The sequence below is a fragment of the Escherichia sp. AM3 genome, assembly GCF_032029835.1.
In the GTDB taxonomy this organism is placed as follows: Bacteria; Pseudomonadota; Gammaproteobacteria; order Enterobacterales; family Enterobacteriaceae; genus Escherichia; species Escherichia coli.
In genome coordinates, this window is the sequence record NZ_JAVUPQ010000017.1 from 34,809 (window position 1) to 58,945 (window position 24,137).

Consider the following 24,137-nt stretch of genomic DNA (forward strand, 5'->3'; position numbering starts at 1 on the left):
TAGTACAAACTTATATTGTTGTACTACAATTTAGATCACAAAAAGAACAATGCATAAAAAAATGACATGCGTCGGGCAGAAATCTGAAAAGGGATATCAGGCGCTAAACAGGAGGGAAAGAAGAGTATGCTTTCAACGGCTTAGCTACTCGTTTAAAGGATTAATCATGAAGTTGAATTTTAAGGGATTTTTTAAGGCTGCCGGTTTATTCCCACTGGCGCTGATGCTTTCAGGCTGTATCTCGTATGCTCTGGTTTCCCATACCGCAAAGGGTAGTTCAGGAAAGTATCAATCGCAGTCAGACACCATCACTGGGCTATCGCAGGCAAAAGATAGTAATGGAACAAAAGGCTATGTTTTTGTAGGGGAATCGCTGGATTACCTTATCACTGATGGTGCCGATGACATCGTTAAGATGCTCAATGATCCAGCACTTAACCGGCACAATATTCAGGTTGCCGATGACGCAAGATTTGTTTTAAATGCGGGGAAAAAGAAATTTACCGGCACAATATCGCTTTACTACTACTGGAATAACGAAGAAGAAAAGGCACTGGCAACGCATTATGGTTTTGCCTGTGGTGTTCAACACTGTACCAGGTCACTGGAAAACCTAAAAGGCACAATCCATGAGAAAAATAAAAACATGGATTACTCAAAGGTGATGGCGTTCTACCATCCATTTAAAGTGCGATTTTATGAATACTATTCACCCAGAGGCATTCCGGATGGTGTTTCCGCAGCATTACTGCCAGTGACTGTTACGCTGGACATCATTACTGCACCGCTGCAATTTCTGGTTGTATATGCAGTAAACCAATAATCAGTAAGCGGGCAAACGCGTTTATGCTGTTTGCCCGCCCACAGATTAATTCAGCACATACTTCTCAATAGCAAACGCCACGCCATCTTCAAGGTTAGATTTGGTGACAAAGTTCGCCACTTCTTTCACTGAAGGAATAGCGTTATCCATCGCCACACCGACGCCTGCATATTCAATCATTGCGATATCGTTTTCCTGATCGCCAATCGCCATGATTTCTTCCGGTTTAATACCTAACACGTCGGCCAGTGATTTCACCCCCGTACCTTTGTTAACGCGTTTATCGAGGATTTCGAGGAAGTACGGCGCACTTTTCAGCACGGTATATTTCTCTTTCACTTCCTGCGGAATACGCGCGATAGCCTGGTCGAGGATGGCGGGTTCATCAATCATCATCACTTTCAGGAACTGGGTATTGGGGTCCATTTTCTCCGCTTCGCAGAACACCAGCGGAATTGTGGCAACGAAGGATTCATGCACCGTGTAGTAGCTGATATCACGGTTGGCGGTGTACAGCGTGGTGCGGTCCAGGGCGTGGAAATGAGAACCGACTTCGCGAGAGAGTTTTTCCAGGAAACGGTAGTCGTCATAGCTGAGAGCGGTTTGCGCCACGGTGCTACCATCAGCGGCCTTCTGTACCAGCGCGCCGTTATAAGTAATGCAGTAGTCGCCCGGCAGTTCCATATGCAGCTCTTTCAGGTAATTGTGAACACCTGCATAAGGGCGACCCGTCGTTAGCACGACATTCACGCCACGGGCGCGAGCTGCGGCAATCGCATTTTTAACGGCGGGTGAAATGGTGTGATCGGGTAGCAGAAGGGTGCCATCCATATCGATAGCAATGAGTTTGATAGCCATGAGTTCCCCAGGTAGATTAGTTCCTGACCCATGCTAACGCGATTCCGCTCAAAAATCAGTACAACACCCGAGGGAAAAGGGGGATGCAACGCGGGTTGCATGCTCCCCATTTGCTTAGCGGAAGAGTTTCCCTTTCAGCAGTTCCATGCCTGCGGAAAGCAGATCGTTATTGGCTTGTGGAGACACTTCACCTTGCGGTGAGAGCGCATCAATAATCTTCGGCAATTGTTCTGCCAGTAAACTGGAAGCTGTACTGGTATCCACGCCAAGTTTTTGTCCAAGATCGGACACCGCATTTGTGCCGAGCGCCGATTCCAGTTGCTCGCCACTAACCGATTGATTGCCCTGTTGATTACTCAGCCAGGTTGAGAGAATGGCCCCTAAGCCGCCACTTTGCAGTTTTTCCAGCAGCACCTGAATGCCGCCCTGCTCCTCAACCCAACTTAAAATAGCCTGATATTTCCCCGCATCGCCTTTCAGAAAGGCACCGACAACTTCATCAAAAAGCCCCATGATAATCACCTGTAAAGCGTTACGTGTTGACCCAAAAAGTATAGATTTGCGGGATGATAATTGCGGATTGCAGAAATAAAAAGGGCGGAGATGATCTCCGCCCTTTTCTTATAGCTTCTTGCCGGATGCGGCGTGAACGCCTTATCCGGCCTACAAAATCATGAAAATTCAATACATTGCAAGATTTTCGTAGGCCTGATAAGCGTAGCGCATCAGGCACGCTCGCATGGTTAGCGCCATTAAATATCGATATTCGCCGCTTTCAGGGCGTTCTCTTCAATAAACGCACGGCGCGGTTCAACGGCGTCGCCCATCAGCGTGGTGAACAACTGGTCAGCGGCAATCGCATCCTTAACGGTAACGCGCAGCATACGACGGCTTTCCGGGTCCATGGTGGTTTCCCACAGCTGTTCCGGGTTCATCTCGCCCAGACCTTTATAACGCTGGATGGAGAGGCCGCGACGGGACTCTTTCACCAGCCAGTCCAGCGCCTGCTCGAAGCTGGCTACCGGCTGACGACGCTCGCCACGTTCGATAAACGCATCTTCTTCCAGCAAGCCACGCAGTTTCTCACCCAGCGTGCAGATACGACGATATTCGCCACCGGTGATAAACTCGTGATCCAGCGGATAGTCAGTATCCACACCGTGGGTACGCACGCGAACAATCGGCTCGAACAGGTTTTGTTCGGCATTGGTGTGGACATCAAACTTCCACTGGCTGCCGTGCTGTTCTTTGTCGTTCAGTTCGCTGACCAGCGCGTTCACCCAGCGGGTAACGGTCTGCTCATCAGAGAGGTCGGCTTCCGTCAGCGTCGGCTGATAGATAAGCTCTTTCAGCATTGCTTTCGGATAACGACGCTCCATGCGGTTGATCATTTTCTGCGTCGCGTTGTACTCAGATACCAGTTTCTCTAACGCTTCGCCAGCCAATGCCGGTGCACTGGCGTTGGTGTGCAGCGTTGCGCCGTCCAGCGCGATAGAGATCTGGTACTGATCCATCGCTTCGTCGTCTTTAATGTACTGTTCCTGCTTGCCTTTCTTCACTTTGTACAGCGGCGGCTGAGCGATGTAGACGTGACCGCGTTCAACGATTTCCGGCATCTGACGATAGAAGAAGGTCAACAGCAGCGTACGAATGTGCGAGCCGTCGACGTCCGCATCGGTCATGATGATGATGCTGTGATAACGCAGTTTGTCCGGGTTGTACTCGTCACGACCGATACCACAGCCAAGCGCGGTGATAAGCGTCGCCACTTCCTGAGAAGAGAGCATCTTATCGAAGCGCGCTTTCTCGACGTTGAGGATTTTACCCTTCAGCGGCAGAATCGCCTGGTTCTTGCGGTTACGCCCCTGCTTCGCAGAGCCGCCCGCGGAGTCCCCTTCCACCAGGTACAGTTCGGAAAGCGCCGGATCGCGTTCTTGGCAGTCTGCCAGTTTACCCGGCAGGCCCGCTAAGTCGAGCGCACCTTTACGGCGGGTCATTTCACGCGCGCGACGCGCAGCTTCACGGGCACGGGCAGCATCGATAATTTTGCCAACTACGATTTTCGCGTCGGTTGGGTTTTCCAGCAGGTATTCTGCCAGCAGTTCGTTCATCTGCTGTTCAACCGCCGATTTCACCTCAGAAGAAACCAGTTTGTCTTTGGTCTGGGAGGAGAATTTCGGGTCCGGCACTTTCACGGAAACGACCGCAATCAGGCCTTCACGCGCATCGTCACCGGTGGCGCTGACTTTGGCTTTTTTGCTGTAGCCTTCTTTGTCCATGTAGGCGTTCAGGGTACGGGTCATCGCCGCACGGAAGCCTGCCAGGTGAGTACCGCCGTCACGCTGCGGAATGTTGTTGGTAAAGCAGTAGATGTTTTCCTGGAAGCCATCGTTCCACTGCAACGCCACTTCGACGCCAATACCGTCTTTTTCGGTGGAGAAGTAGAAGATATTCGGATGGATCGGCGTTTTGTTCTTGTTCAGATATTCAACGAACGCCTTGATGCCGCCTTCATAGTGGAAGTGGTCTTCTTTGCCGTCACGCTTGTCGCGCAGACGAATGGAAACGCCGGAGTTGAGGAACGACAACTCACGCAGACGTTTCGCCAGAATTTCATATTCGAACTCGGTCACATTGGTGAAGGTTTCGAGGCTGGGCCAGAAACGCACCATGGTGCCGGTTTTTTCAGTCTCGCCGGTAACCGCCAGCGGAGCCTGCGGTACACCGTGTTCGTAGATCTGACGGTGAATTTTACCCTCGCGCTGGATAACCAGCTCCAGTTTTTGCGACAGGGCGTTTACTACCGAAACACCAACGCCGTGCAGACCGCCGGACACTTTATAGGAGTTATCGTCAAATTTACCGCCTGCGTGCAGAACGGTCATGATCACTTCCGCCGCCGATACGCCCTCTTCCGGGTGAATACCGGTCGGAATGCCGCGCCCGTCATCCTGTACAGAGACAGAGTTATCGGCGTGAATGGTGACGATAATTTCTTTACAGTGACCCGCGAGCGCTTCGTCGATAGCGTTATCTACCACCTCGAATACCATGTGGTGCAGACCGGTGCCGTCATCCGTGTCGCCGATATACATACCCGGGCGCTTACGCACCGCATCCAGCCCTTTCAGGACTTTGATACTGGAGGAGTCATAAGAATTCGACATCAACGTTTCTCGCTCATTTATACTTGGGTTAATCCGTTATTTTACCCTTTTCCACGGTAAACATCTTCGAATTTTCGTCCGACATGTCTATAACGTGTTCAGCACTGATCGCGCTGACAAAGACCTGTGATTGCGTCGCTTTTAAGCGGCTGGCAAGCAGCCCGCGACGCTCATCATCAAGCTCAGAGGCAAAATCATCTATCAGGTAGAGACACCGCCGCCCGCTTTCACGGGTGAGGAACTCTCCTTGCGCCAGACGTAAGGCGCACATCAACAGCTTAAGCTGCCCACGCGATAAGGTATCTTCCACCGGCGCACCGTCGGCGCGAATGCGTAAGTCCGCTTTATGCGGGCCATGCGCGGTGTAGGTTAGCTGGCGATCGCGTTCAAAATTACGTTCCAGCACCTCAGCATATTCTGTCTCTTTCTCCCAGCCGCGCTGGAAAGAGAAAGTCAGAGAAAACTCAGGGAGAAATTGCTTACAAGTATCGGCCATATCAGCCGCGATACCGGCGCTATACTCCGCGCGCCAGGTGCTGATTTGCTCCGCCAGCGGGATCAGCTCTTTATCCCACGGGCGTAGCTGTTCGTAACGTGTCACCTGGCGCAGCGCCGCATTGCGCTGCTTGAGCAATCGCTTGAGATTGCTCCAGGCGGTGAAAAATCCGGGTTCGTTGTGAAAGCATCCCCAGTCGAGGAATGCTCTTCTGTATTTGGGGCCGCCGTTGAGTAAAGTAAACCCTTCTGGCGTTATCAACTGCATTGGCATCAGGTGCGCCAGTTCCGCGACCTTATGCCCGTCTGTACCGTCGATGCGGACTTTGCTGTCGCCCTGTTTGTCTTTGGTTAAGCCAATCGCTGTCTCGCGCTCTTCGCCCTGTAATCGCCCGTGGAGAACAAACGCCTCCTGCTCATGGCGAATGACGCGACCAATCTGCAAACTGCGAAACGCCCGACCATGGCCGAGCGTATAGATGGCTTCCAGCACGCTGGTTTTGCCACTGCCGTTGGCACCTACCAGAAAGTTAAAGCCGGGAGATAAGGCGAGATCCGCGGTTTCAATGTTGCGGAAATCGCGGATCAACAAGCGGGTGAGGGACATTACAGTCTCATTGGCATGACAACATAAGCCGCGCTCTGGCTGGCCGCATCTTCAATCTGCACGCTGGAAACCGAATCGGTCAGCATCATGCGGACGTTTTCGCATTTCAGCGCGTTCAGAACATCCAGCACATAACTGACGTTGAAGCCGATTTCCATCTCCGCACCGCTATAGGTAACGTCGAGGATCTCTTCCGCTTCTTCCTGTTCCGGGTTGTTGGCGGTGATTTTCAGCTGGTTTTCGCTGACATAAAGACGTACGCCGCGGAATTTCTCGTTAGAGAGAATCGCCGCGCGAGCAAACGCCTGCTTGAGCAGATCGCAGCCAGCTTCCAGATGTTTGTCCGGGTTCTTCGGCAGAACGCGGCGATAATCCGGGAAGCGACCATCCACCAGTTTGGAGGTGAAGATAAAGTCGCCAACGTGGGCGCGAATGTTGTTGCTGCCAATCTGTACGCGCAGCGGATTGTCGCCGCCGTCGAGCATACGCATCAGTTCAATCACGCCTTTACGCGGTACGATCACCGAATGGCTTGGCAAAGATTGACCAATTGGCATTGAACAGACCGCCAGACGGTGGCCGTCGGTTGCCACGGTGCGCAGTTCTTCACCTTCGGTTTCAAACAGCATACCATTTAAGTAATAGCGAACGTCCTGATGCGCCATAGAAAACTGGGTCGCTTCAATCAGACGCTTCATCGTTGCCTGCGGCAGGGTAAATTCGACTTCACTCTGCCAGTCATCGAGGTTCGGGAAATCCGCCGCTGGCAGGGTAGACAGCGAAAAACGGCTACGCCCGGAGCGTACCAGCATCCGTTCACCTTCCAGCTGCACGGCAATTTCCGCGCCTTCAGGCAGACCACGGCAGATATCAAAGAATTTGCGCGCCGGAACGGTCGTCGCTCCTGGCTCGTGTGGCTGAACCAGCGCAACACGTGCCACCATTTCCATCTCGAGATCAGTACCGGTCAGCGACAACGTACCGTCAGCAACCTGTAACAGCAGATTACCGAGAATCGGTAGCGTAGGACGACCACCTAACGGACCGCTCACCTGTTGTAGCGGTTTTAATAAATGCTCACGTTCTACGGTAAATTTCATAGGTTTACGATGACAATGTTCTGATTAAATTTGAAAAATCTTCTTTGATATCGTGGCTCTCTTCACGCAACTGCTCGATCTTACGGCAGGCATGAAGCACCGTCGTGTGGTCACGACCACCAAACGCATCGCCAATCTCCGGCAGACTGTGGTTAGTCAGCTCTTTCGCCAGCGCCATCGCCATCTGGCGCGGACGCGCCACCGAGCGGGATCGACGCTTGGAAAGGAGATCCGCGACTTTGATCTTGTAGTACTCCGCCACCGTCTTCTGAATATTGTCGATGGTGACCAGTTTTTCCTGCAATGCCAGCAAGTCGCGCAGCGCCTCACGCACGAAGTCGATGGTGATCGCCCGTCCGGTAAAGTTGGCATTGGCAATGACGCGGTTCAGCGCCCCTTCCAGCTCACGTACGTTAGATCGTAGACGCTTGGCGATAAAGAACGCCACTTCGCCCGGCAAACGAATGTCGTTTTCGTCGGCCTTTTTCATCAGGATCGCCACACGGGTTTCCAGCTCTGGCGGTTCGATCGCCACAGTCAGTCCCCAACCGAAGCGGGATTTCAAACGATCCTCAACGCCGTTGATCTCTTTCGGATAGCGATCCGAGGTGAGAATGATCTGTTGATTACCTTCCAGCAGGGCGTTGAAGGTGTGGAAAAACTCTTCCTGAGATCGTTCTTTATTAGCAAAAAACTGAATATCGTCGATCAGCAGTGCATCTACGGAACGGTAGTAGCGTTTAAACTCTTCGATCGCGTTGTTTTGCAGGGCTTTAACCATGTCCTGAACAAAGCGCTCGGAGTGCATATAAACCACTTTGGCATTCGGCTTGCGCGCCATAATGCCGTTACCCACCGCATGCAGCAGGTGAGTTTTACCCAGACCCGTGCCGCCATAAAGGAACAACGGGTTATAGGCACCGCCAGGGTTATCCGCCACCTGGCGAGCCGCCGCGCGCGCCAGTTGGTTAGATTTACCTTCAACGAAGTTATCAAACGTGTGTTTGACGTTTACGTTAGAACGATAGGTCGGTTCTGCCGGGGCCGGGACGTTATCCCAACCTGAGCGCGTAGAAGGCGCAGCACGTTGCGGCTGCGTTTGCGCCACCTGTGCAGGGGCCGCGACGTTGCTCGTCACTGCCGCTTGTGGCGTTTGCGTCACCGGTTTGGTGCCGACTTCAAAACGCAGCTGTGGGGCATCCGCTCCGCAGAAACTGGTTAGCAGTCCATTGATATTATTAAGGTACTTGTCCCGTACCCAATCGAGGACAAAACGGTTTGGCGCGTACAGGGCCAGCGTGTTATCGCTCAGTTCCGCCTGCAATGGGCGTATCCACATACTGAATTCTGTGGCTGGTAACTCATCCTGCAATCGGGCAAGACACTGCTGCCAAAGCGAAAGTGACACGGCGGACTCCACTCGAACAAAAGTCGATAATGACTAAGGCTGAAACATTCATGATTGTTGACGTACGTCGAAAAGACCCTGCTTGAGGGTGACGCACGAACCGCTGTCTGCGGTTATATGCCCGATCAAGATCCTGCAAAACGATCGGGACCGCGGATCATAGCCTAAACTGCGCAAGAGATCTTCTGTTTCTCACAGATTTTCCCGATTTATCCACAGGACTTTCCAGAACTCGCTAAGTGTAAACGATCCTGCCGCGAGGCGGGCACGATTTACGCCGCATATTGGAAAATTTAATGACCATAGACAAAAATTGGCTTAATCGATCTAATAAAGATCCAGGACGATCCTTGCGCTTTACCCATCAGCCCGTATAATCCTCCACCCGGCGCGCTATGCTGGTTTCCACTGGTGTGAGGTCGTACATTTTCCCTGCGAAAAGGTGCGGAAAAGCGCGGTAAATAAGGAAAGAGAATTGACTCCGGAGTGTACAATTATTACAATCCGGCCTCTTTAATCACCCATGGCTTCGGTGTCCATCGTTTCATTTTTCGGCGGATATCCAATAAAGCCATTGAATTTATTCAAGTTTAGGTAGAAATCGCCATGAAACGCACTTTTCAACCGTCTGTACTGAAGCGCAACCGTTCTCACGGCTTCCGTGCTCGTATGGCTACTAAAAATGGTCGTCAGGTTCTGGCACGTCGTCGTGCTAAAGGCCGCGCTCGTCTGACCGTTTCTAAGTAATAAAGCTAACCCCTGAGTGGTTAAGCTCGCATTTCCCAGGGAGTTACGCTTGTTAACTCCCAGTCAATTCACATTCGTCTTCCAGCAGCCACAACGGGCTGGCACGCCGCAAATTACCATTCTCGGCCGCCTGAATTCGCTGGGGCATCCCCGTATCGGTCTTACAGTCGCCAAGAAAAACGTTCGACGCGCCCATGAACGCAATCGGATTAAACGTCTGACGCGTGAAAGCTTCCGTCTGCGCCAACATGAACTCCCGGCTATGGATTTCGTGGTGGTGGCGAAAAAAGGGGTTGCCGACCTCGATAACCGTGCTCTCTCGGAAGCGTTGGAAAAATTATGGCGCCGCCACTGTCGCCTGGCTCGCGGGTCCTGATAGCCCTCATTCGGGTCTATCAACGCCTGATTAGTCCGCTACTCGGGCCGCATTGTCGTTTCACTCCAACCTGTTCAAGCTACGGAATTGAGGCATTGCGCAGGTTTGGAGTGATAAAAGGCAGTTGGTTGACGGTGAAACGCGTATTAAAATGCCACCCTTTACACCCTGGTGGTGACGATCCCGTCCCGCCCGGACCATTTGATACCAGAGAACACTAACGATGGATTCGCAACGCAATCTTTTAGTCATCGCTTTGCTGTTCGTGTCTTTCATGATCTGGCAAGCCTGGGAGCAGGATAAAAACCCGCAACCTCAGGCCCAACAGACCACGCAGACAACGACCACCGCAGCGGGTAGCGCCGCCGACCAGGGCGTACCGGCCAGTGGCCAGGGGAAACTGATCTCGGTTAAGACCGACGTGCTTGATCTGACCATCAACACCCGTGGTGGTGATGTTGAGCAAGCTCTGCTGCCTGCTTACCCGAAAGAGCTGAACTCTACCCAGCCGTTCCAGCTGCTGGAAACTTCACCGCAGTTTATTTATCAGGCACAGAGCGGTCTGACCGGTCGTGATGGCCCGGATAACCCGGCTAACGGCCCGCGTCCGCTGTATAACGTTGAAAAAGACGCTTATGTGCTGGCTGAAGGTCAAAACGAACTGCAGGTGCCGATGACGTATACCGACGCGGCAGGCAACACGTTTACCAAAACGTTTGTCCTGAAACGTGGTGATTACGCTGTCAACGTCAACTACAACGTGCAGAACGCTGGCGAGAAACCGCTGGAAATCTCCACCTTTGGTCAGTTGAAGCAATCCATCACTCTGCCACCGCATCTCGATACCGGAAGCAGCAACTTCGCACTGCACACCTTCCGCGGCGCGGCGTACTCCACGCCTGACGAGAAGTACGAGAAATACAAGTTCGATACCATTGCCGATAACGAAAACCTGAACATCTCTTCGAAAGGTGGTTGGGTGGCAATGCTGCAACAGTATTTCGCGACGGCGTGGATCCCGCATAACGACGGTACCAACAACTTCTATACCGCTAATCTGGGTAACGGCATCGCCGCTATCGGCTATAAATCTCAGCCGGTACTGGTTCAGCCTGGTCAGACTGGCGCGATGAACAGCACCCTGTGGGTTGGCCCGGAAATCCAGGACAAAATGGCAGCTGTTGCTCCGCACCTGGATCTGACCGTTGATTACGGTTGGTTGTGGTTCATCTCTCAGCCGCTGTTCAAACTGCTGAAATGGATCCATAGCTTTGTGGGTAACTGGGGCTTCTCCATTATCATCATCACCTTTATCGTTCGTGGCATCATGTACCCGCTGACCAAAGCGCAGTACACCTCCATGGCGAAGATGCGTATGCTGCAGCCGAAGATTCAGGCAATGCGTGAGCGTCTGGGCGATGACAAACAGCGTATCAGCCAGGAAATGATGGCGCTGTACAAAGCTGAGAAGGTTAACCCGCTGGGCGGCTGCTTCCCGCTGCTGATCCAGATGCCAATCTTCCTGGCGTTGTACTACATGCTGATGGGTTCCGTTGAACTGCGTCAGGCACCGTTTGCACTGTGGATCCACGACCTGTCGGCACAGGACCCGTACTACATCCTGCCGATCCTGATGGGCGTAACGATGTTCTTCATTCAGAAGATGTCGCCGACCACTGTGACCGACCCGATGCAGCAGAAGATCATGACCTTTATGCCGGTCATCTTCACCGTGTTCTTCCTGTGGTTCCCGTCAGGTCTGGTGCTGTACTATATCGTCAGCAACCTGGTAACCATTATTCAGCAGCAGCTGATTTACCGTGGTCTGGAAAAACGTGGCCTGCATAGCCGCGAGAAGAAAAAATCCTGATTCGGTGAGTTTTCGCTAAAATAAGGGCGGTCAGTTGACCGCCTTTTTTCTTTTCGTAGGGCGGATAAGCACCGCGCATCCGCCACACAAAGCAACAGGAACATCATGAGCGATAATGACACTATCGTAGCCCAGGCCACGCCTCCGGGACGTGGCGGCGTTGGCATCCTGCGCATCTCCGGCTTCAAAGCCCGTGAAGTTGCCGAAACCGTGCTGGGTAAACTGCCTAAGCCGCGCTACGCCGATTATCTTCCGTTTAAAGACGCCGACGGCAGCGTGCTCGATCAGGGGATTGCGCTATGGTTCCCTGGCCCGAACTCGTTCACCGGCGAAGATGTGCTGGAACTGCAAGGTCATGGCGGTCCGGTGATCCTCGACCTGCTGTTAAAACGCATTCTGACCATTCCCGGCCTGCGGATTGCTCGCCCTGGTGAGTTTTCCGAACGCGCGTTTCTTAACGATAAACTTGACTTAGCCCAGGCCGAGGCGATTGCCGATCTTATCGACGCCAGTTCGGAACAGGCGGCCCGTTCGGCACTTAACTCGCTGCAAGGCGCATTCTCCGCACGGGTTAATCATCTGGTAGAAGCCCTCACCCACTTGCGCATTTACGTCGAAGCGGCAATTGATTTCCCCGATGAAGAGATCGATTTCCTCTCCGACGGAAAAATTGAAGCCCAGCTTAATGACGTGATTGCCGATCTCGATGCAGTGCGTGCTGAAGCACGTCAGGGTAGTTTGTTGCGCGAAGGGATGAAGGTGGTGATTGCCGGACGTCCTAACGCCGGTAAATCGAGCCTGTTAAACGCGCTGGCGGGCCGTGAAGCAGCAATCGTAACTGATATCGCCGGAACCACACGTGACGTGCTGCGTGAGCATATCCACATTGACGGAATGCCGCTGCATATCATCGATACCGCTGGGCTACGTGAAGCCAGTGACGAAGTGGAACGTATTGGTATCGAGCGCGCGTGGCAGGAAATTGAACAGGCCGACCGCGTGCTGTTTATGGTCGATGGCACCACAACAGACGCCGTGGATCCGGCAGAGATCTGGCCGGAATTTATCGCCCGTCTGCCAGCGAAACTGCCGATCACCGTGGTGCGCAATAAAGCCGATATCACCGGCGAAACGCTGGGAATGAGTGAAGTGAACGGTCACGCGTTAATTCGTCTCTCGGCAAGGACAGGTGAAGGCGTGGAGGTGCTGCGTAACCATCTCAAACAGAGCATGGGCTTTGACACCAACATGGAAGGCGGCTTCCTGGCGCGTCGTCGCCACCTACAGGCGCTGGAACAGGCAGCGGAACATCTACAACAGGGCAAAGCGCAACTGTTGGGAGCCTGGGCAGGTGAACTGCTGGCGGAAGAGTTGCGTCTGGCACAGCAGAACTTAAGCGAAATCACCGGGGAATTTACTTCAGACGACCTGCTGGGGCGGATTTTCTCCAGCTTCTGTATTGGTAAGTAACCGCGCTTACGAAGCCGCATTCTGACTGTCAGATGCGGCTTCGCTTCATTGTTACCACTCCTGTTATTCCTCAACCCTTTTTTTAAACATTAAAATTCTTACGTAATTTATAATCTTTAAAAAAAGCATTTAATATTGCTCCCCGAACGATTGTGATTCGATTCACATTTAAACAATTTCAGAATAGACAAAAACTCTGAGTGTAATAATGTAGCCTCGTGTCTTTCGAGGATAAGTGCATTATGAACATCTTACATATATGTGTGACCTCAAAATGGTTCAATATTGACAACAAGATTGTCGATCACCGCCCTTGATTTGCCCTTCTGTAGCCATCACCAGAGCCAAACCGATTAGATTCAATGTGATCTATTTGTTTGCTATATCTTAATTTTGCCTTTTGCAAAGGCCATCTCTCGTTTATTTACTTGTTTTAGTAAATGATGGTGCTTGCATATATATCTGGCGAATTAATCGGTATAGCAGATGTAATATTCACAGGGATCACTGTAATTAAAATAAATGAAGGATTATGTAATGGAAAACTTTAAACATCTCCCTGAACCGTTCCGCATTCGTGTTATTGAGCCAGTAAAACGTACCACTCGCGCTTATCGTGAAGAGGCAATTATTAAATCCGGTATGAACCCGTTCCTGCTGGATAGCGAAGATGTGTTTATCGATTTACTGACCGACAGCGGCACCGGGGCGGTGACGCAGAGTATGCAGGCCGCGATGATGCGCGGCGACGAAGCTTACAGCGGCAGCCGCAGCTACTATGCGTTAGCCGAGTCAGTAAAAAATATCTTTGGTTATCAATACACTATTCCAACTCACCAGGGCCGTGGTGCAGAACAAATCTATATTCCGGTACTGATTAAAAAACGCGAGCAGGAAAAAGGCCTGGATCGCAGCAAAATGGTGGCGTTCTCTAACTATTTCTTTGATACCACGCAGGGCCATAGCCAGATTAACGGCTGTACCGTGCGTAACGTCTATATCAAAGAAGCCTTCGATACTGGCGTGCGTTACGACTTTAAAGGTAACTTTGACCTCGAAGGATTAGAACGCGGTATTGAAGAAGTTGGCCCGAATAACGTGCCGTATATCGTTGCAACCATCACCAGTAACTCTGCAGGTGGTCAGCCGGTTTCACTGGCAAACTTAAAAGCGATGTACAGCATCGCGAAGAAATACGATATTCCGGTGGTAATGGACTCCGCACGCTTTGCTGAAAACGCCTATTTCATCAAGCAGCGTGAAGCAGAATACAAAGACTGGACCATCGAGCAGATCACCCGCGAAACCTACAAATATGCCGATATGCTGGCGATGTCCGCCAAGAAAGATGCGATGGTGCCGATGGGCGGCTTGCTGTGCATGAAAGACGACAGCTTCTTTGATGTGTACACCGAGTGCAGAACCCTTTGCGTGGTGCAGGAAGGCTTCCCGACATATGGCGGCCTGGAAGGCGGCGCGATGGAGCGTCTGGCGGTAGGTCTGTATGACGGCATGAATCTCGACTGGCTGGCTTATCGTATCGCGCAGGTACAGTATCTGGTCGATGGTCTGGAAGAGATTGGCGTTGTCTGCCAGCAGGCGGGCGGTCACGCGGCATTCGTTGATGCCGGTAAACTGCTGCCGCATATCCCGGCAGACCAGTTCCCGGCACAGGCGCTGGCGTGCGAGCTGTATAAAGTCGCCGGTATCCGTGCGGTAGAAATTGGCTCTTTCCTGTTAGGCCGCGATCCGAAAACCGGTAAACAACTGCCATGCCCGGCTGAACTGCTGCGTTTAACCATTCCGCGCGCAACATATACTCAAACACATATGGACTTCATTATTGAAGCCTTTAAACATGTGAAAGAGAACGCGGCGAATATTAAAGGATTAACCTTTACCTACGAACCAAAAGTATTGCGTCACTTCACCGCAAAACTGAAAGAAGTTTAATTAATACTACAGAGTGGCTATAAGGATGTTAGCCACTCTCTTACCCTACATCCTCAATAACAAAAATAGCCTTCCTCTAAAGGTGGCATCATGACTGATCAAGCTGAAAAAAAGCACTCTGCATTTTGGGGTGTTATGGTTATAGCAGGTACAGTAATTGGTGGAGGTATGTTTGCTTTACCTGTTGATCTTGCCGGTGCCTGGTTTTTCTGGGGTGCCTTTATCCTTATCATTGCCTGGTTTTCAATGCTTCATTCCGGGTTATTGTTATTAGAAGCAAATTTAAATTATCCTGTCGGCTCCAGTTTTAACACCATCACCAAAGATTTAATCGGTAACACCTGGAACATTATCAGCGGTATTACCGTTGCCTTCGTTCTCTATATCCTCACTTATGCCTATATCTCTGCTAATGGTGCGATCATTAGTGAAACGATATCAATGAATTTGGGCTATCACGCTAATCCACGTATTGTCGGGATCTGCACAGCCATTTTCGTTGCCAGCGTATTGTGGATAAGTTCGTTAGCCGCCAGTCGCATTACCTCATTGTTCCTCGGGCTGAAGATTATCTCCTTTGTGATCGTGTTTGGTTCTTTCTTCTTCCAGGTCGATTACTCCATCCTGCGCGATGCCACCAGCACCACTGCGGGAACGTCTTACTTCCCGTATATCTTTATGGCTTTGCCGGTGTGTCTGGCGTCATTTGGTTTCCACGGCAATATTCCCAGCCTGATTATTTGCTATGGAAAACGCAAAGATAAGTTAATCAAAAGCGTGGTATTTGGTTCGCTGCTGGCGCTGGTGATTTATCTCTTCTGGCTCTATTGCACGATGGGGAATATTCCGCGCGAAAGCTTTAAGGCGATAATCTCCTCAGGCGGCAACGTTGATTCGCTGGTGAAATCGTTCCTCGGCACCAAACAGCACGGCATTATCGAGTTTTGCCTGCTGGTGTTCTCTAACTTAGCTGTTGCCAGTTCGTTCTTTGGTGTCACGCTGGGGTTGTTCGATTATCTGGCGGACCTGTTTAAGATTGATAACTCCCACGGCGGGCGTTTCAAAACCGTGCTGTTAACCTTCCTGCCACCTGCGTTGTTGTATCTGATCTTCCCGAACGGCTTTATTTACGGGATCGGCGGTGCCGGGCTGTGCGCCACCATCTGGGCGGTCATTATTCCCGCAGTGCTTGCAATCAAAGCTCGCAAGAAGTTTCCCAATCAGATGTTCACGGTCTGGGGCGGCAATCTTATTCCGGCGATTGTCATTCTCTTTGGTATAACCGTAATTTTATGCTGGTTCGGTAACGTCTTTAACGTGTTACCTAAATTTGGCTGATCCCTTCAAGAAGCCAGCCATTTCGCTGGCTTCTTGCCTGTCAGGAAATCTCTTTTGTCCAAATGGCAACTCGCCTGATTCTCCTTCACCACGTATGCTTTGCGTCACCTTACTATCAGGACGCTTTAGCCCATGTCCCGCTTTTTAATTTGTAGTTTTGCCCTGGTTTTACTTTATCCCGCCGGGATTGATATGTACCTCGTTGGTTTACCGCGCATCGCCGCCGATCTCAATGCCAGCGAAGCGCAGTTGCATATTGCGTTCTCCGTATATCTGGCGGGGATGGCAGCTGCGATGTTATTTGCCGGTAAAGTGGCCGATCGTTCAGGGAGAAAGCCGGTCGCCATACCCGGCGCGGCGCTATTTATTATTGCCTCGGTGTTCTGTTCACTGGCTGAAACCAGCACGTTATTTCTTGCAGGCCGATTTCTACAGGGGTTGGGCGCAGGCTGTTGTTACGTAGTGGCGTTCGCCATTTTGCGCGACACGCTGGATGATCGACGTCGGGCTAAAGTGCTGTCATTACTCAACGGTATTACCTGCATCATTCCGGTGTTAGCGCCAGTGCTCGGACATCTGATTATGCTTAAATTCCCGTGGCAGAGTCTGTTCTGGGCGATGGCAATGATGGGCATCGCGGTACTGATGTTGTCTTTGTTTATTTTAAAAGAAACGCGCCCAGCGTCCCCCGCTGCTTCGGACAAACCACGAGAAAATAGCGAGTCGCTGCTTAATCGGTTTTTCCTCAGCCGTGTTGTTATCACCACCCTCAGCGTTTCGGTGATCCTCACTTTCGTCAATACATCGCCGGTATTGCTGATGGAAATCATGGGTTTTGAGCGCGGAGAATACGCCACCATTATGGCGTTGACCGCTGGCGTCAGCATGACCGTTTCATTCTCCACGCCATTTGCGCTGGGAATTTTTAAGCCACGTACGTTGATGATCACCTCGCAGGTGTTATTCCTTGCAGCGGGGATCACCCTTGCCGTTTCACCTTCCCATGCGGTTTCTCTGTTTGGTATCACGCTGATTTGCGCCGGTTTCTCGGTAGGTTTTGGCGTAGCGATGAGTCAGGCGTTAGGACCATTTTCATTACGCGCGGGCGTAGCCAGCTCGACCTTAGGTATTGCGCAGGTTTGCGGTTCGTCACTGTGGATTTGGCTGGCAGCGGTGGTTGGTATCGGCGCATGGAATATGCTGATCGGGATTCTGATTGCCTGTAGCATAGTGAGCCTGTTGCTGATTATGTTCGTCGCGCCTGGACGCCCCGTTGCCGCTCATGAAGAAATCCATCACCACGCTTGATCTCAATCTGCTGCTCTGTCTGCAACTGCTGATGCAGGAGCGCAGCGTGACCAAAGCGGCGAAGCGGATGAACGTGACCCCTTCAGCGGTGAGTAAGTCGCTGGCAAAGTTAAGAGCGTGGTTTGACGACCCGCTCTTTGTGAACTCACCGCTGGGCCTGTCGCCCACACCGCTAATGGTCAGCATGGAGCAAAATCTGGCGGAATGGATGCAAATGAGCAATCTGCTGCTGGATAAACCGCACCACCAGACACCGCGCGGCCTGAAGTTTGAGTTGGCGGCGGAATCGCCGCTGATGATGATCATGCTTAATGCGCTGTCGAAACGGATCTACCAACGTTACCCGCAGGCGACCATCAAACTACGTAACTGGGATTACGATTCCTTAGATGCCATTACTCGTGGTGAAGTGGATATTGGTTTTTCCGGTCGCGAAAGCCATCCTCGCTCGCGGGAGCTGTTAAGCTCGCTACCGTTAGCCATTGATTATGAAGTGCTGTTTAGTGATGTACCCTGCGTCTGGTTACGCAAAGATCATCCGGCACTGCATGAAACGTGGAATCTGGACACCTTTTTACGTTATCCGCATATCAGCATTTGCTGGGAACAGAGCGACACCTGGGCGCTGGACAATGTGTTACAGGAGCTGGGGCGCGAACGCACGATTGCTATGAGCCTGCCGGAATTTGAGCAGTCACTGTTTATGGCAGCGCAACCCGACAATCTGCTACTGGCGACCGCGCCGCGCTACTGTCAGTACTACAATCAACTCCATCAACTGCCGTTGGTTGCTCTTCCTCTCCCGTTTGACGAAAGCCAGCAAAAAAAGCTGGAAGTTCCTTTTACCCTGCTGTGGCATAAACGGAACAGCCATAATCCGAAGATCGTCTGGTTACGGGAAACCATTAAAAACCTTTACGCGTCGATGGCATAACCGAATCGTATGAAACGCGACCCAATTTCACAATAAAATGTAAAAAAGTTGTAATAAGCTTGTCTGAATCGAACTTTTAGCCGCTTTAGTCTGTCCATCATTCCAGTAAATGATTACTCTTATATTCATAATGGACCATTAAGCATGGAGCGAAAAATGGCGACTCACTTTGCCCGAGGGATTTTAACGGAAGGACATCTGATTTCTGTTCGTCTCCCCTCCCAGTGTCATCAAGAAGCCCGAAACATTCCCCCTCATCGTCAAAGCCGTTTTCTGGCGTCCAGAGGTTTACTCGCAGAACTGATGTTCATGCTGTATGGCATTGGCGAATTGCCGGAAATCGTCACCCTGCCGAAAGGTAAACCGGTTTTCAGTGATAAAAATTTGCCTTCGTTTTCTATTTCCTATGCCGGGAATATGGTTGGCGTGGCGTTAACAACCGAAGGTGAATGTGGCCTCGATATGGAACTACAGCGTGCGACGCGCGGGTTTCATAGCCCACACGCGCCCGATAACCACACCTTTTCCAGCAATGAATCGCTATGGATCAGTAAACAAAACGATCCTAACGAAGCGCGGGCGCAGCTCATCACGCTGCGCCGAAGCGTGCTAAAACTAACCGGTGATGTTTTGAATGACGATCCGCGCGATCTGCAGCTGCTGCCCATTGCCGGACGCCTGAAATGTGCTCATGTAAATCATGTAGAAGCGTTATGCGACGCGGAGGACGTGCTAGTGTGGTCCGTGGCGGTCACGCCCGCGATTGAAAAGCTCAGTGTCTGGGAGTTAGATGGCAAACACAGCTGGAAAAGCCTGCCGGATATTCACAGCCGCGCCAACAATCCTACCAGCCGGATGATGCGTTTTGCCCAGCTCTCTACCGTGAAGTCTTTTTCGCCAAATTGATAGACAACCACAGGAGTCATTATGTCTGAAAAATTGCAGGTGGTTACGTTACTGGGGAGCCTGCGCAAAGGCTCATTTAATGGCATGGTTGCACGTACCCTGCCGAAAATTGCTCCGGCGAGCATGGAAGTCAATGCGTTACCTTCCATTGCCGACATTCCCCTGTATGACGCTGACGTACAGCAGGAAGAAGGTTTTCCAGCAACGGTTGAAGCTCTGGCGGAACAGATCCGTCAGGCTGACGGTGTGGTGATCGTCACGCCGGAATATAACTACTCGGTACCGGGTGGGCTGAAAAATGCCATCGACTGGCTTTCCCGCCTGCCGGATCAACCGCTGGCGGGTAAACCGGTGTTGATTCAGACCAGCTCAATGGGCGTGATTGGCGGCGCGCGCTGTCAGTATCACCTGCGCCAGATTCTGGTTTTCCTCGATGCAATGGTGATGAACAAGCCGGAATTTATGGGCGGCGTGATTCAGAACAAAGTTGATCCGCAAACCGGAGAAGTGATTGATCAGGGTACGCTGGACCACCTGACCGGGCAATTGACCGCATTTGGTGAGTTTATTCAGCGAGTTAAGATCTAAATAAAAAACCCGCCAGTAATCATGCATGGCGGGTTTTTAATGCGCTATCGATTTTAATGAGCGTCGATAAATACAATCTTCAGGATAAACAGCAGCGCAACGATGATTACGCACGGGCTAAGGTCACGCAGACGCCCGGTACCAATCTTCATCACGCAGTAGGAGATAAAGCCCAGCGCAATACCTTCGGTAATCGAAAAGCTGAACGGCATCATCACGGCGGTAATAAACGCCGGAACAGATTCAGTAAGATCCTGCCAGTTCACGCGAGCAAGACTTGAGGTCATCAACACGCCAACGTAGATCAACGCGCCAGCTGCAGCGTAGCCTGGCACCATTCCCGCCAGCGGCGACAGAAAGATAACCAGCAGGAACAGCAGACCAACAACCACTGCCGTCAGACCGGTACGACCGCCAACCGATACGCCGGAAGAGGACTCAATATAAGCCGTAACGGAAGAAGTACCGATAAACGAACCGGTCACGGAAGAGATACTGTCGACATACAGCGCCTGCTTCATGCGCGGGAATTTCCCCTTCTCATCCGCCAGACCTGCTTTATCGGTCACGCCAATCAGCGTACCGGAGGAGTCAAACAAGTTGACCAACATGAAAGAGAAAATCACCCCTGCCAGCCCGAGGTTAAACGACCCGGCTAAATCTACATGACCCACAACTGTCATTACGCTCGGCGGCGCAGAAACGATGCCATTGTAGTGCACATCACCCAGCATCCAGCCCAGCAGCGTCGTCACCACGATAGAAACCAGCACCGCTGCGTGAATGTTGCGCGAGGCCAGAATAGCAATGATGAAGAAGCCGAGGATACCCAGAAGTACGCTGTGAGAAGTCAGATTACCGATGCTCACCAGCGTTTCCGGGTTAGCGACAATCACACCTGCGTTTTTCAGCCCCATCATGCCAATGAACAGACCGATACCGCTGGTAATACCCACACGCAGACTCACCGGAATGTTGGCTATCATCCAGTAGCGAACGCGGAAAATCGTCAGTAACAGCAGACCTATCGCGCCCCAGAAGATTGCGCCCATCCCGACCTGCCACGGCAAGCCCATCGCCTGTACAACGACAAAAGCGAAGAACGCATTCAGGCCCATAGCGGGTGCCAGTGCAACTGGCAGGTTAGCAAACAGTCCCATCATAATACTGCCGAATGCAGCGATCAGACAGGTAGTGACGAAGACGGCGCTGGTATCCATGCCAGCAACGCCAAGAATTTGCGGGTTAACAAAAACGATGTAAACCATCGTCAGGAAGGTGGTAAAACCGGCGATCACTTCGGTCCGTGCCGTCGTGCCATGTTCGCGCAGTTTAAACACGCGTTCCAGCATCCCCTGGCCAGAAGCCTGGGTTGTGTGTTGTTGACTCATTATCTATTTCCGAACAAGGAGGGAAAATCCGTCGCTATCGTATACCAAAATGAGACAATATGGACGGCTGAAGATAACTTTTTTCATTGTATTTGCTTATACGGCAACGATTGCGTCATGCGAATTGGCATGACGAAAACGTTAAACTAACGATAAAGGAAAGACATGTCCCAGATAGAAGCGGTATTTTTCGACTGCGACGGTACGCTGGTCGATAGCGAGGTCATTTGCTCTCGCGCATATGTAACGATGTTTCAGGAATTTGGTATTACGCTCGATCCTGAAGAGGTATTCAAACGTTTCAAGGGTGTAAAACTGTACGAAATTATCGATATTGTTTCCCTTGAACATGGTGTTACGTTAGCGAAAACAGAAGCTGAACACGTTTACCGTGCAGAAGTCGCTCGGCTGTTCGATTCAGAACTGGAAGCCATCGAAGGGGCTGGAGCGCTCCTGTCAGCGATCACTGCGCCAATGTGTGTGGTATCTAACGGCCCAAATAACAAAATGCAGCATTCTATGGGCAAGCTGAATATGTTGCACTACTTCCCGGATAAACTGTTCAGCGGCTACGATATTCAGCGCTGGAAGCCAGACCCGGCGTTAATGTTCCATGCGGCAAAAGCGATGAATGTAAATGTAGAAAACTGCATTCTGGTTGATGACTCAGTTGCCGGTGCGCAATCTGGTATCGACGCAGGTATGGAAGTGTTCTACTTCTGCGCCGACCCGCACAATAAGCCGATCGTTCACCCGAAAGTCACCACCTTTACCCATCTTTCGCAGTTACCGGAACTGTGGAAAGCGCGTGGTTGGGATATTACGGCATAGTTCTTCACACTCCCTTCACTTACCCCGCTTAAATTGGCGCTCAAAGGTAAGTTAAGGGTGTTTGATATGTCTGTTTCACGTCGGGTAATACATCACGGACTTTATTTTGCGGTTTTAGGACCGTTAATTGGTGTTCTGTTTCTTGTCCTCTACATATTCTTCGCAAAAGAACCGCTGGTTCTTTTGGTAATAATACAGGTACTTCCATTGTTTCTCTTATTGTCGATTACTACGGGAGCTATTCCTGCATTGTTAACCGGCGTGATGGTCGCCTGTCTGCCGGAAAAGATCGGGTCACAGAAAAATTATCGTTGTCTGGCTGGTGGCATAGGTGGCGTCGTTATCACCGAGATCTATTGTGCAGTTATTGTACATATTAAGGGCATGGCTTCCTCGGAGTTGTTTGAAAACATTCTTTCTGGTGACAGTCTCGTTGTCCGCATCATTCCTGCATTGCTGGCAGGTGTGGTGATGAGCAGAATCATTACCCGTCTGCCCGGATTGGATATTTCATGTCCTGAAACAGACTCTTTAAGTTAAGCGGGATACTTTATCTTTGGGCTACTCAAAAGCAGACAGGATGTTACTATGACTCAAAATATCAGGCCGTTACCCCAATTCAAATATCATCCCAAGCCACTGGAAACAGGCGCATTTGAACAGGATAAAACCGTAGAGTGCGATTGCTGTGAACAACAGACGTCAGTTTATTACTCGGGTCCCTTTTATTGCGTTGATGAAGTTGAACATCTCTGTCCGTGGTGTATTGCGGACGGTTCTGCTGCTGAAAAGTTTGCAGGTAGTTTTCAGGATGATGCCAGCATAGAAGGTGTTGAATTTGAGTATGATGAAGAGGACGAATTTGCCGGTATTAAGAACACATATCCTGATGAAATGCTGAAAGAGTTGGTTGAACGCACGCCAGGTTATCATGGATGGCAACAGGAATTCTGGCTTGCGCATTGTGGCGATTTCTGTGCTTTTATCGGCTATGTGGGCTGGAATGATATAAAAGATCGCCTCGATGAATTTGCCAACCTTGAAGAAGATTGTGAGAATTTCGGTATTAGAAATTCTGATCTAGCTAAATGCCTGCAAAAGGGTGGTGATTGTCAGGGTTATCTCTTCCGCTGTCTCCACTGCGGCAAGCTGAGACTGTGGGGTGATTTTTCGTAGTTATTTAAATAATGAGAACAGGCCGGAGCGTAATTCATACATCCGGCCTTATTTCTTCAGCTTAACCGAGCGCTAATTCTGCGGCAGCGGCTTTATCAGCGATTACCATCAGCGAAGGATGCAGCTGCAACACGGAAGCTGGAACATCTTCGGTAACCGGACCTTGCAGAACATTTTTCAGTGCCTGCGCTTTACCTGCGCCACTGACAATTATCAGCAAGTTTTTCGCCGCCATGATGCTTTTCGGCCCCATCGTCACGTAGCTGTCAGGCACTAACGAAAAGTCGCCGCCCAACTCACCATGCGCCACAATATCAACCATCTCTCCCTGGATCGGGAACTCCACGGTTTGCTCATGGAAATGGGTCGTATTCGGCAAATTGCCACAAAAATGACCATCTGCACCTAATCCCAGCACCACCAAATCCAGGCCGCCTTCACGCGCCAGTTTCTGATCATGCTCGCGGTAGTTATCAATAGTGAGCTTCTGGATATTCTCTTCTTTGATCCCCGCAGGGGTGAAAAACAGATTACGCAGATTGGTAATCGTTACACCTTCTCCCTCTTTGCCGCGAAAGGGAATTTCATCGAAATTATAGAAATAGCAGTTATCGTACCAGGGCTTACCTTTAACCAGGGTGGTGAGGTATTCATACATGCCTTTGGGCGTGCTACCGGCGGTAATTGCCAGGTTAACACGACGCGTCTTCGACATATAACCAAGCAGATGGTGTGCCGCGACACGGCTCATTTCCTGGTAATCTTCGGTAATGATTAATTTCATCTTAGTG

General features: G+C 51.0%; 25 protein-coding genes. 17 read left to right on the forward strand and 8 right to left on the reverse strand.

What is annotated here, in order from left to right; all coding sequences use genetic code 11:
- Positions 1-166: 166 nt before the first annotated feature.
- On the forward strand, positions 167-823 hold the full coding sequence (yidX, locus tag RTW80_RS09505) for a protein YidX (RefSeq protein WP_000772934.1): 657 nt from the start codon (positions 167-169) through the stop codon (positions 821-823).
- A 45-nt stretch (positions 824-868) separates the two neighbouring features.
- On the opposite strand, the gene yidA is transcribed toward yidX, so the two are convergent.
- From yidA to dnaA, 6 genes are all read right to left on the reverse strand, one after another.
- Positions 869-1,681, reverse strand: coding sequence for a sugar-phosphatase (gene yidA, locus RTW80_RS09510; protein ID WP_000985541.1), 813 nt, complete (start codon positions 1,679-1,681; stop codon positions 869-871).
- Between the two features lie 114 nt (positions 1,682-1,795).
- Positions 1,796-2,194, reverse strand: a complete 399-nt coding sequence (locus RTW80_RS09515; protein WP_000522208.1) for a YidB family protein — start codon at positions 2,192-2,194, stop codon at positions 1,796-1,798.
- A gap of 239 nt (positions 2,195-2,433) precedes the next feature.
- Positions 2,434-4,848 (reverse strand): DNA topoisomerase (ATP-hydrolyzing) subunit B, encoded by a 2,415-nt coding sequence (gyrB, locus tag RTW80_RS09520; protein WP_000072067.1) that lies wholly within the window; start codon positions 4,846-4,848, stop codon positions 2,434-2,436.
- Between the two features lie 28 nt (positions 4,849-4,876).
- Positions 4,877-5,950, reverse strand: coding sequence for a DNA replication/repair protein RecF (recF, locus tag RTW80_RS09525; RefSeq protein WP_000060112.1), 1,074 nt, complete (start codon positions 5,948-5,950; stop codon positions 4,877-4,879).
- Complete coding sequence (gene dnaN / locus RTW80_RS09530; protein ID WP_000673464.1) at positions 5,950-7,050, reverse strand: DNA polymerase III subunit beta; 1,101 nt, start codon at positions 7,048-7,050, stop codon at positions 5,950-5,952. The genes recF and dnaN overlap by 1 nt, the downstream gene beginning before the upstream one ends.
- A 4-nt stretch (positions 7,051-7,054) precedes the next feature.
- Entirely contained in the window at positions 7,055-8,458 is a 1,404-nt protein-coding gene (dnaA, locus tag RTW80_RS09535) for a chromosomal replication initiator protein DnaA (protein WP_000059111.1), read from the reverse strand.
- 296 nt (positions 8,459-8,754) lie between these two features.
- Here dnaA and RTW80_RS09540 point away from each other — a divergent pair, with 296 nt between their 5' ends.
- The 13 genes from RTW80_RS09540 to yieF all read left to right on the forward strand — a co-directional run bounded on the left by RTW80_RS09540 (position 8,755) and on the right by yieF (position 19,948).
- Complete coding sequence (locus tag RTW80_RS09540) at positions 8,755-8,835, forward strand: protein YsdD (RefSeq protein WP_120795392.1); 81 nt, start codon at positions 8,755-8,757, stop codon at positions 8,833-8,835.
- Between the two features lie 229 nt (positions 8,836-9,064).
- Complete coding sequence (rpmH, locus tag RTW80_RS09545) at positions 9,065-9,205, forward strand: 50S ribosomal protein L34 (protein WP_000831330.1); 141 nt, start codon at positions 9,065-9,067, stop codon at positions 9,203-9,205.
- A gap of 16 nt (positions 9,206-9,221) precedes the next feature.
- Positions 9,222-9,581 (forward strand): ribonuclease P protein component, encoded by a 360-nt coding sequence (gene rnpA / locus RTW80_RS09550; protein ID WP_000239730.1) that lies wholly within the window; start codon positions 9,222-9,224, stop codon positions 9,579-9,581.
- Entirely contained in the window at positions 9,545-9,802 is a 258-nt protein-coding gene (gene yidD / locus RTW80_RS09555) for a membrane protein insertion efficiency factor YidD (protein WP_001307474.1), read from the forward strand. The genes rnpA and yidD overlap by 37 nt, the downstream gene beginning before the upstream one ends.
- Positions 9,803-9,804: 2 nt before the next feature.
- A complete protein-coding gene (gene yidC / locus RTW80_RS09560; RefSeq protein ID WP_000378258.1) occupies positions 9,805-11,451 on the forward strand; it encodes a membrane protein insertase YidC in 1,647 nt (548 codons plus the stop codon).
- A 105-nt stretch (positions 11,452-11,556) separates the two neighbouring features.
- Complete coding sequence (gene mnmE / locus RTW80_RS09565; protein ID WP_001282347.1) at positions 11,557-12,921, forward strand: tRNA uridine-5-carboxymethylaminomethyl(34) synthesis GTPase MnmE; 1,365 nt, start codon at positions 11,557-11,559, stop codon at positions 12,919-12,921.
- 242 nt (positions 12,922-13,163) lie between these two features.
- Complete coding sequence (tnaC, locus tag RTW80_RS09570) at positions 13,164-13,238, forward strand: tryptophanase leader peptide (protein WP_001364348.1); 75 nt, start codon at positions 13,164-13,166, stop codon at positions 13,236-13,238.
- Between the two features lie 220 nt (positions 13,239-13,458).
- On the forward strand, positions 13,459-14,874 hold the full coding sequence (gene tnaA / locus RTW80_RS09575; RefSeq protein ID WP_001295247.1) for a tryptophanase: 1,416 nt from the start codon (positions 13,459-13,461) through the stop codon (positions 14,872-14,874).
- Between the two features lie 90 nt (positions 14,875-14,964).
- Complete coding sequence (tnaB, locus tag RTW80_RS09580; RefSeq protein WP_000131911.1) at positions 14,965-16,212, forward strand: low affinity tryptophan permease TnaB; 1,248 nt, start codon at positions 14,965-14,967, stop codon at positions 16,210-16,212.
- Between the two features lie 132 nt (positions 16,213-16,344).
- On the forward strand, positions 16,345-17,520 hold the full coding sequence (mdtL, locus tag RTW80_RS09585; RefSeq protein WP_000085987.1) for a multidrug efflux MFS transporter MdtL: 1,176 nt from the start codon (positions 16,345-16,347) through the stop codon (positions 17,518-17,520).
- On the forward strand, positions 17,495-18,454 hold the full coding sequence (yidZ, locus tag RTW80_RS09590) for an HTH-type transcriptional regulator YidZ (protein WP_000748502.1): 960 nt from the start codon (positions 17,495-17,497) through the stop codon (positions 18,452-18,454). Before mdtL ends, yidZ begins: the two co-directional genes overlap by 26 nt.
- Before the next feature lie 156 nt (positions 18,455-18,610).
- A complete protein-coding gene (locus RTW80_RS09595) occupies positions 18,611-19,360 on the forward strand; it encodes a 4'-phosphopantetheinyl transferase family protein (protein ID WP_000190670.1) in 750 nt (249 codons plus the stop codon).
- Positions 19,361-19,381: 21 nt separating this feature from the next.
- A complete protein-coding gene (gene yieF, locus RTW80_RS09600) occupies positions 19,382-19,948 on the forward strand; it encodes a class I chromate reductase YieF (RefSeq protein ID WP_001291268.1) in 567 nt (188 codons plus the stop codon).
- A 53-nt stretch (positions 19,949-20,001) separates the two neighbouring features.
- Here the strand turns inward: yieF and adeP are convergent, their stop codons facing one another.
- Positions 20,002-21,339 carry an adenine permease AdeP gene (gene adeP / locus RTW80_RS09605; RefSeq protein ID WP_000082693.1) on the reverse strand — a complete coding sequence of 446 codons (1,338 nt, stop codon included), beginning with the start codon at positions 21,337-21,339 and terminating at the stop codon, positions 20,002-20,004.
- 165 nt (positions 21,340-21,504) lie between these two features.
- On the opposite strand from adeP, the gene yieH reads away from it, so the two are divergent.
- The 3 genes from yieH (at position 21,505) to cbrC (ending at position 23,346) form a co-directional block, all read left to right on the forward strand.
- Positions 21,505-22,170 (forward strand): 6-phosphogluconate phosphatase, encoded by a 666-nt coding sequence (gene yieH / locus RTW80_RS09610; protein ID WP_000078043.1) that lies wholly within the window; start codon positions 21,505-21,507, stop codon positions 22,168-22,170.
- 66 nt (positions 22,171-22,236) lie between these two features.
- On the forward strand, positions 22,237-22,710 hold the full coding sequence (locus RTW80_RS09615; protein ID WP_000116772.1) for a protein CbrB: 474 nt from the start codon (positions 22,237-22,239) through the stop codon (positions 22,708-22,710).
- Positions 22,711-22,758: 48 nt separating this feature from the next.
- Positions 22,759-23,346: a PF03691 family colicin E2 tolerance protein CbrC gene (cbrC, locus tag RTW80_RS09620; protein WP_000193070.1), complete on the forward strand. Its 588-nt coding sequence runs from the start codon at positions 22,759-22,761 to the stop codon at positions 23,344-23,346.
- Between the two features lie 61 nt (positions 23,347-23,407).
- On the opposite strand, the gene RTW80_RS09625 is transcribed toward cbrC, so the two are convergent.
- Positions 23,408-24,130 carry a glucosamine-6-phosphate deaminase gene (locus tag RTW80_RS09625; RefSeq protein ID WP_000766900.1) on the reverse strand — a complete coding sequence of 241 codons (723 nt, stop codon included), beginning with the start codon at positions 24,128-24,130 and terminating at the stop codon, positions 23,408-23,410.
- Positions 24,131-24,137 lie beyond the last annotated feature (7 nt).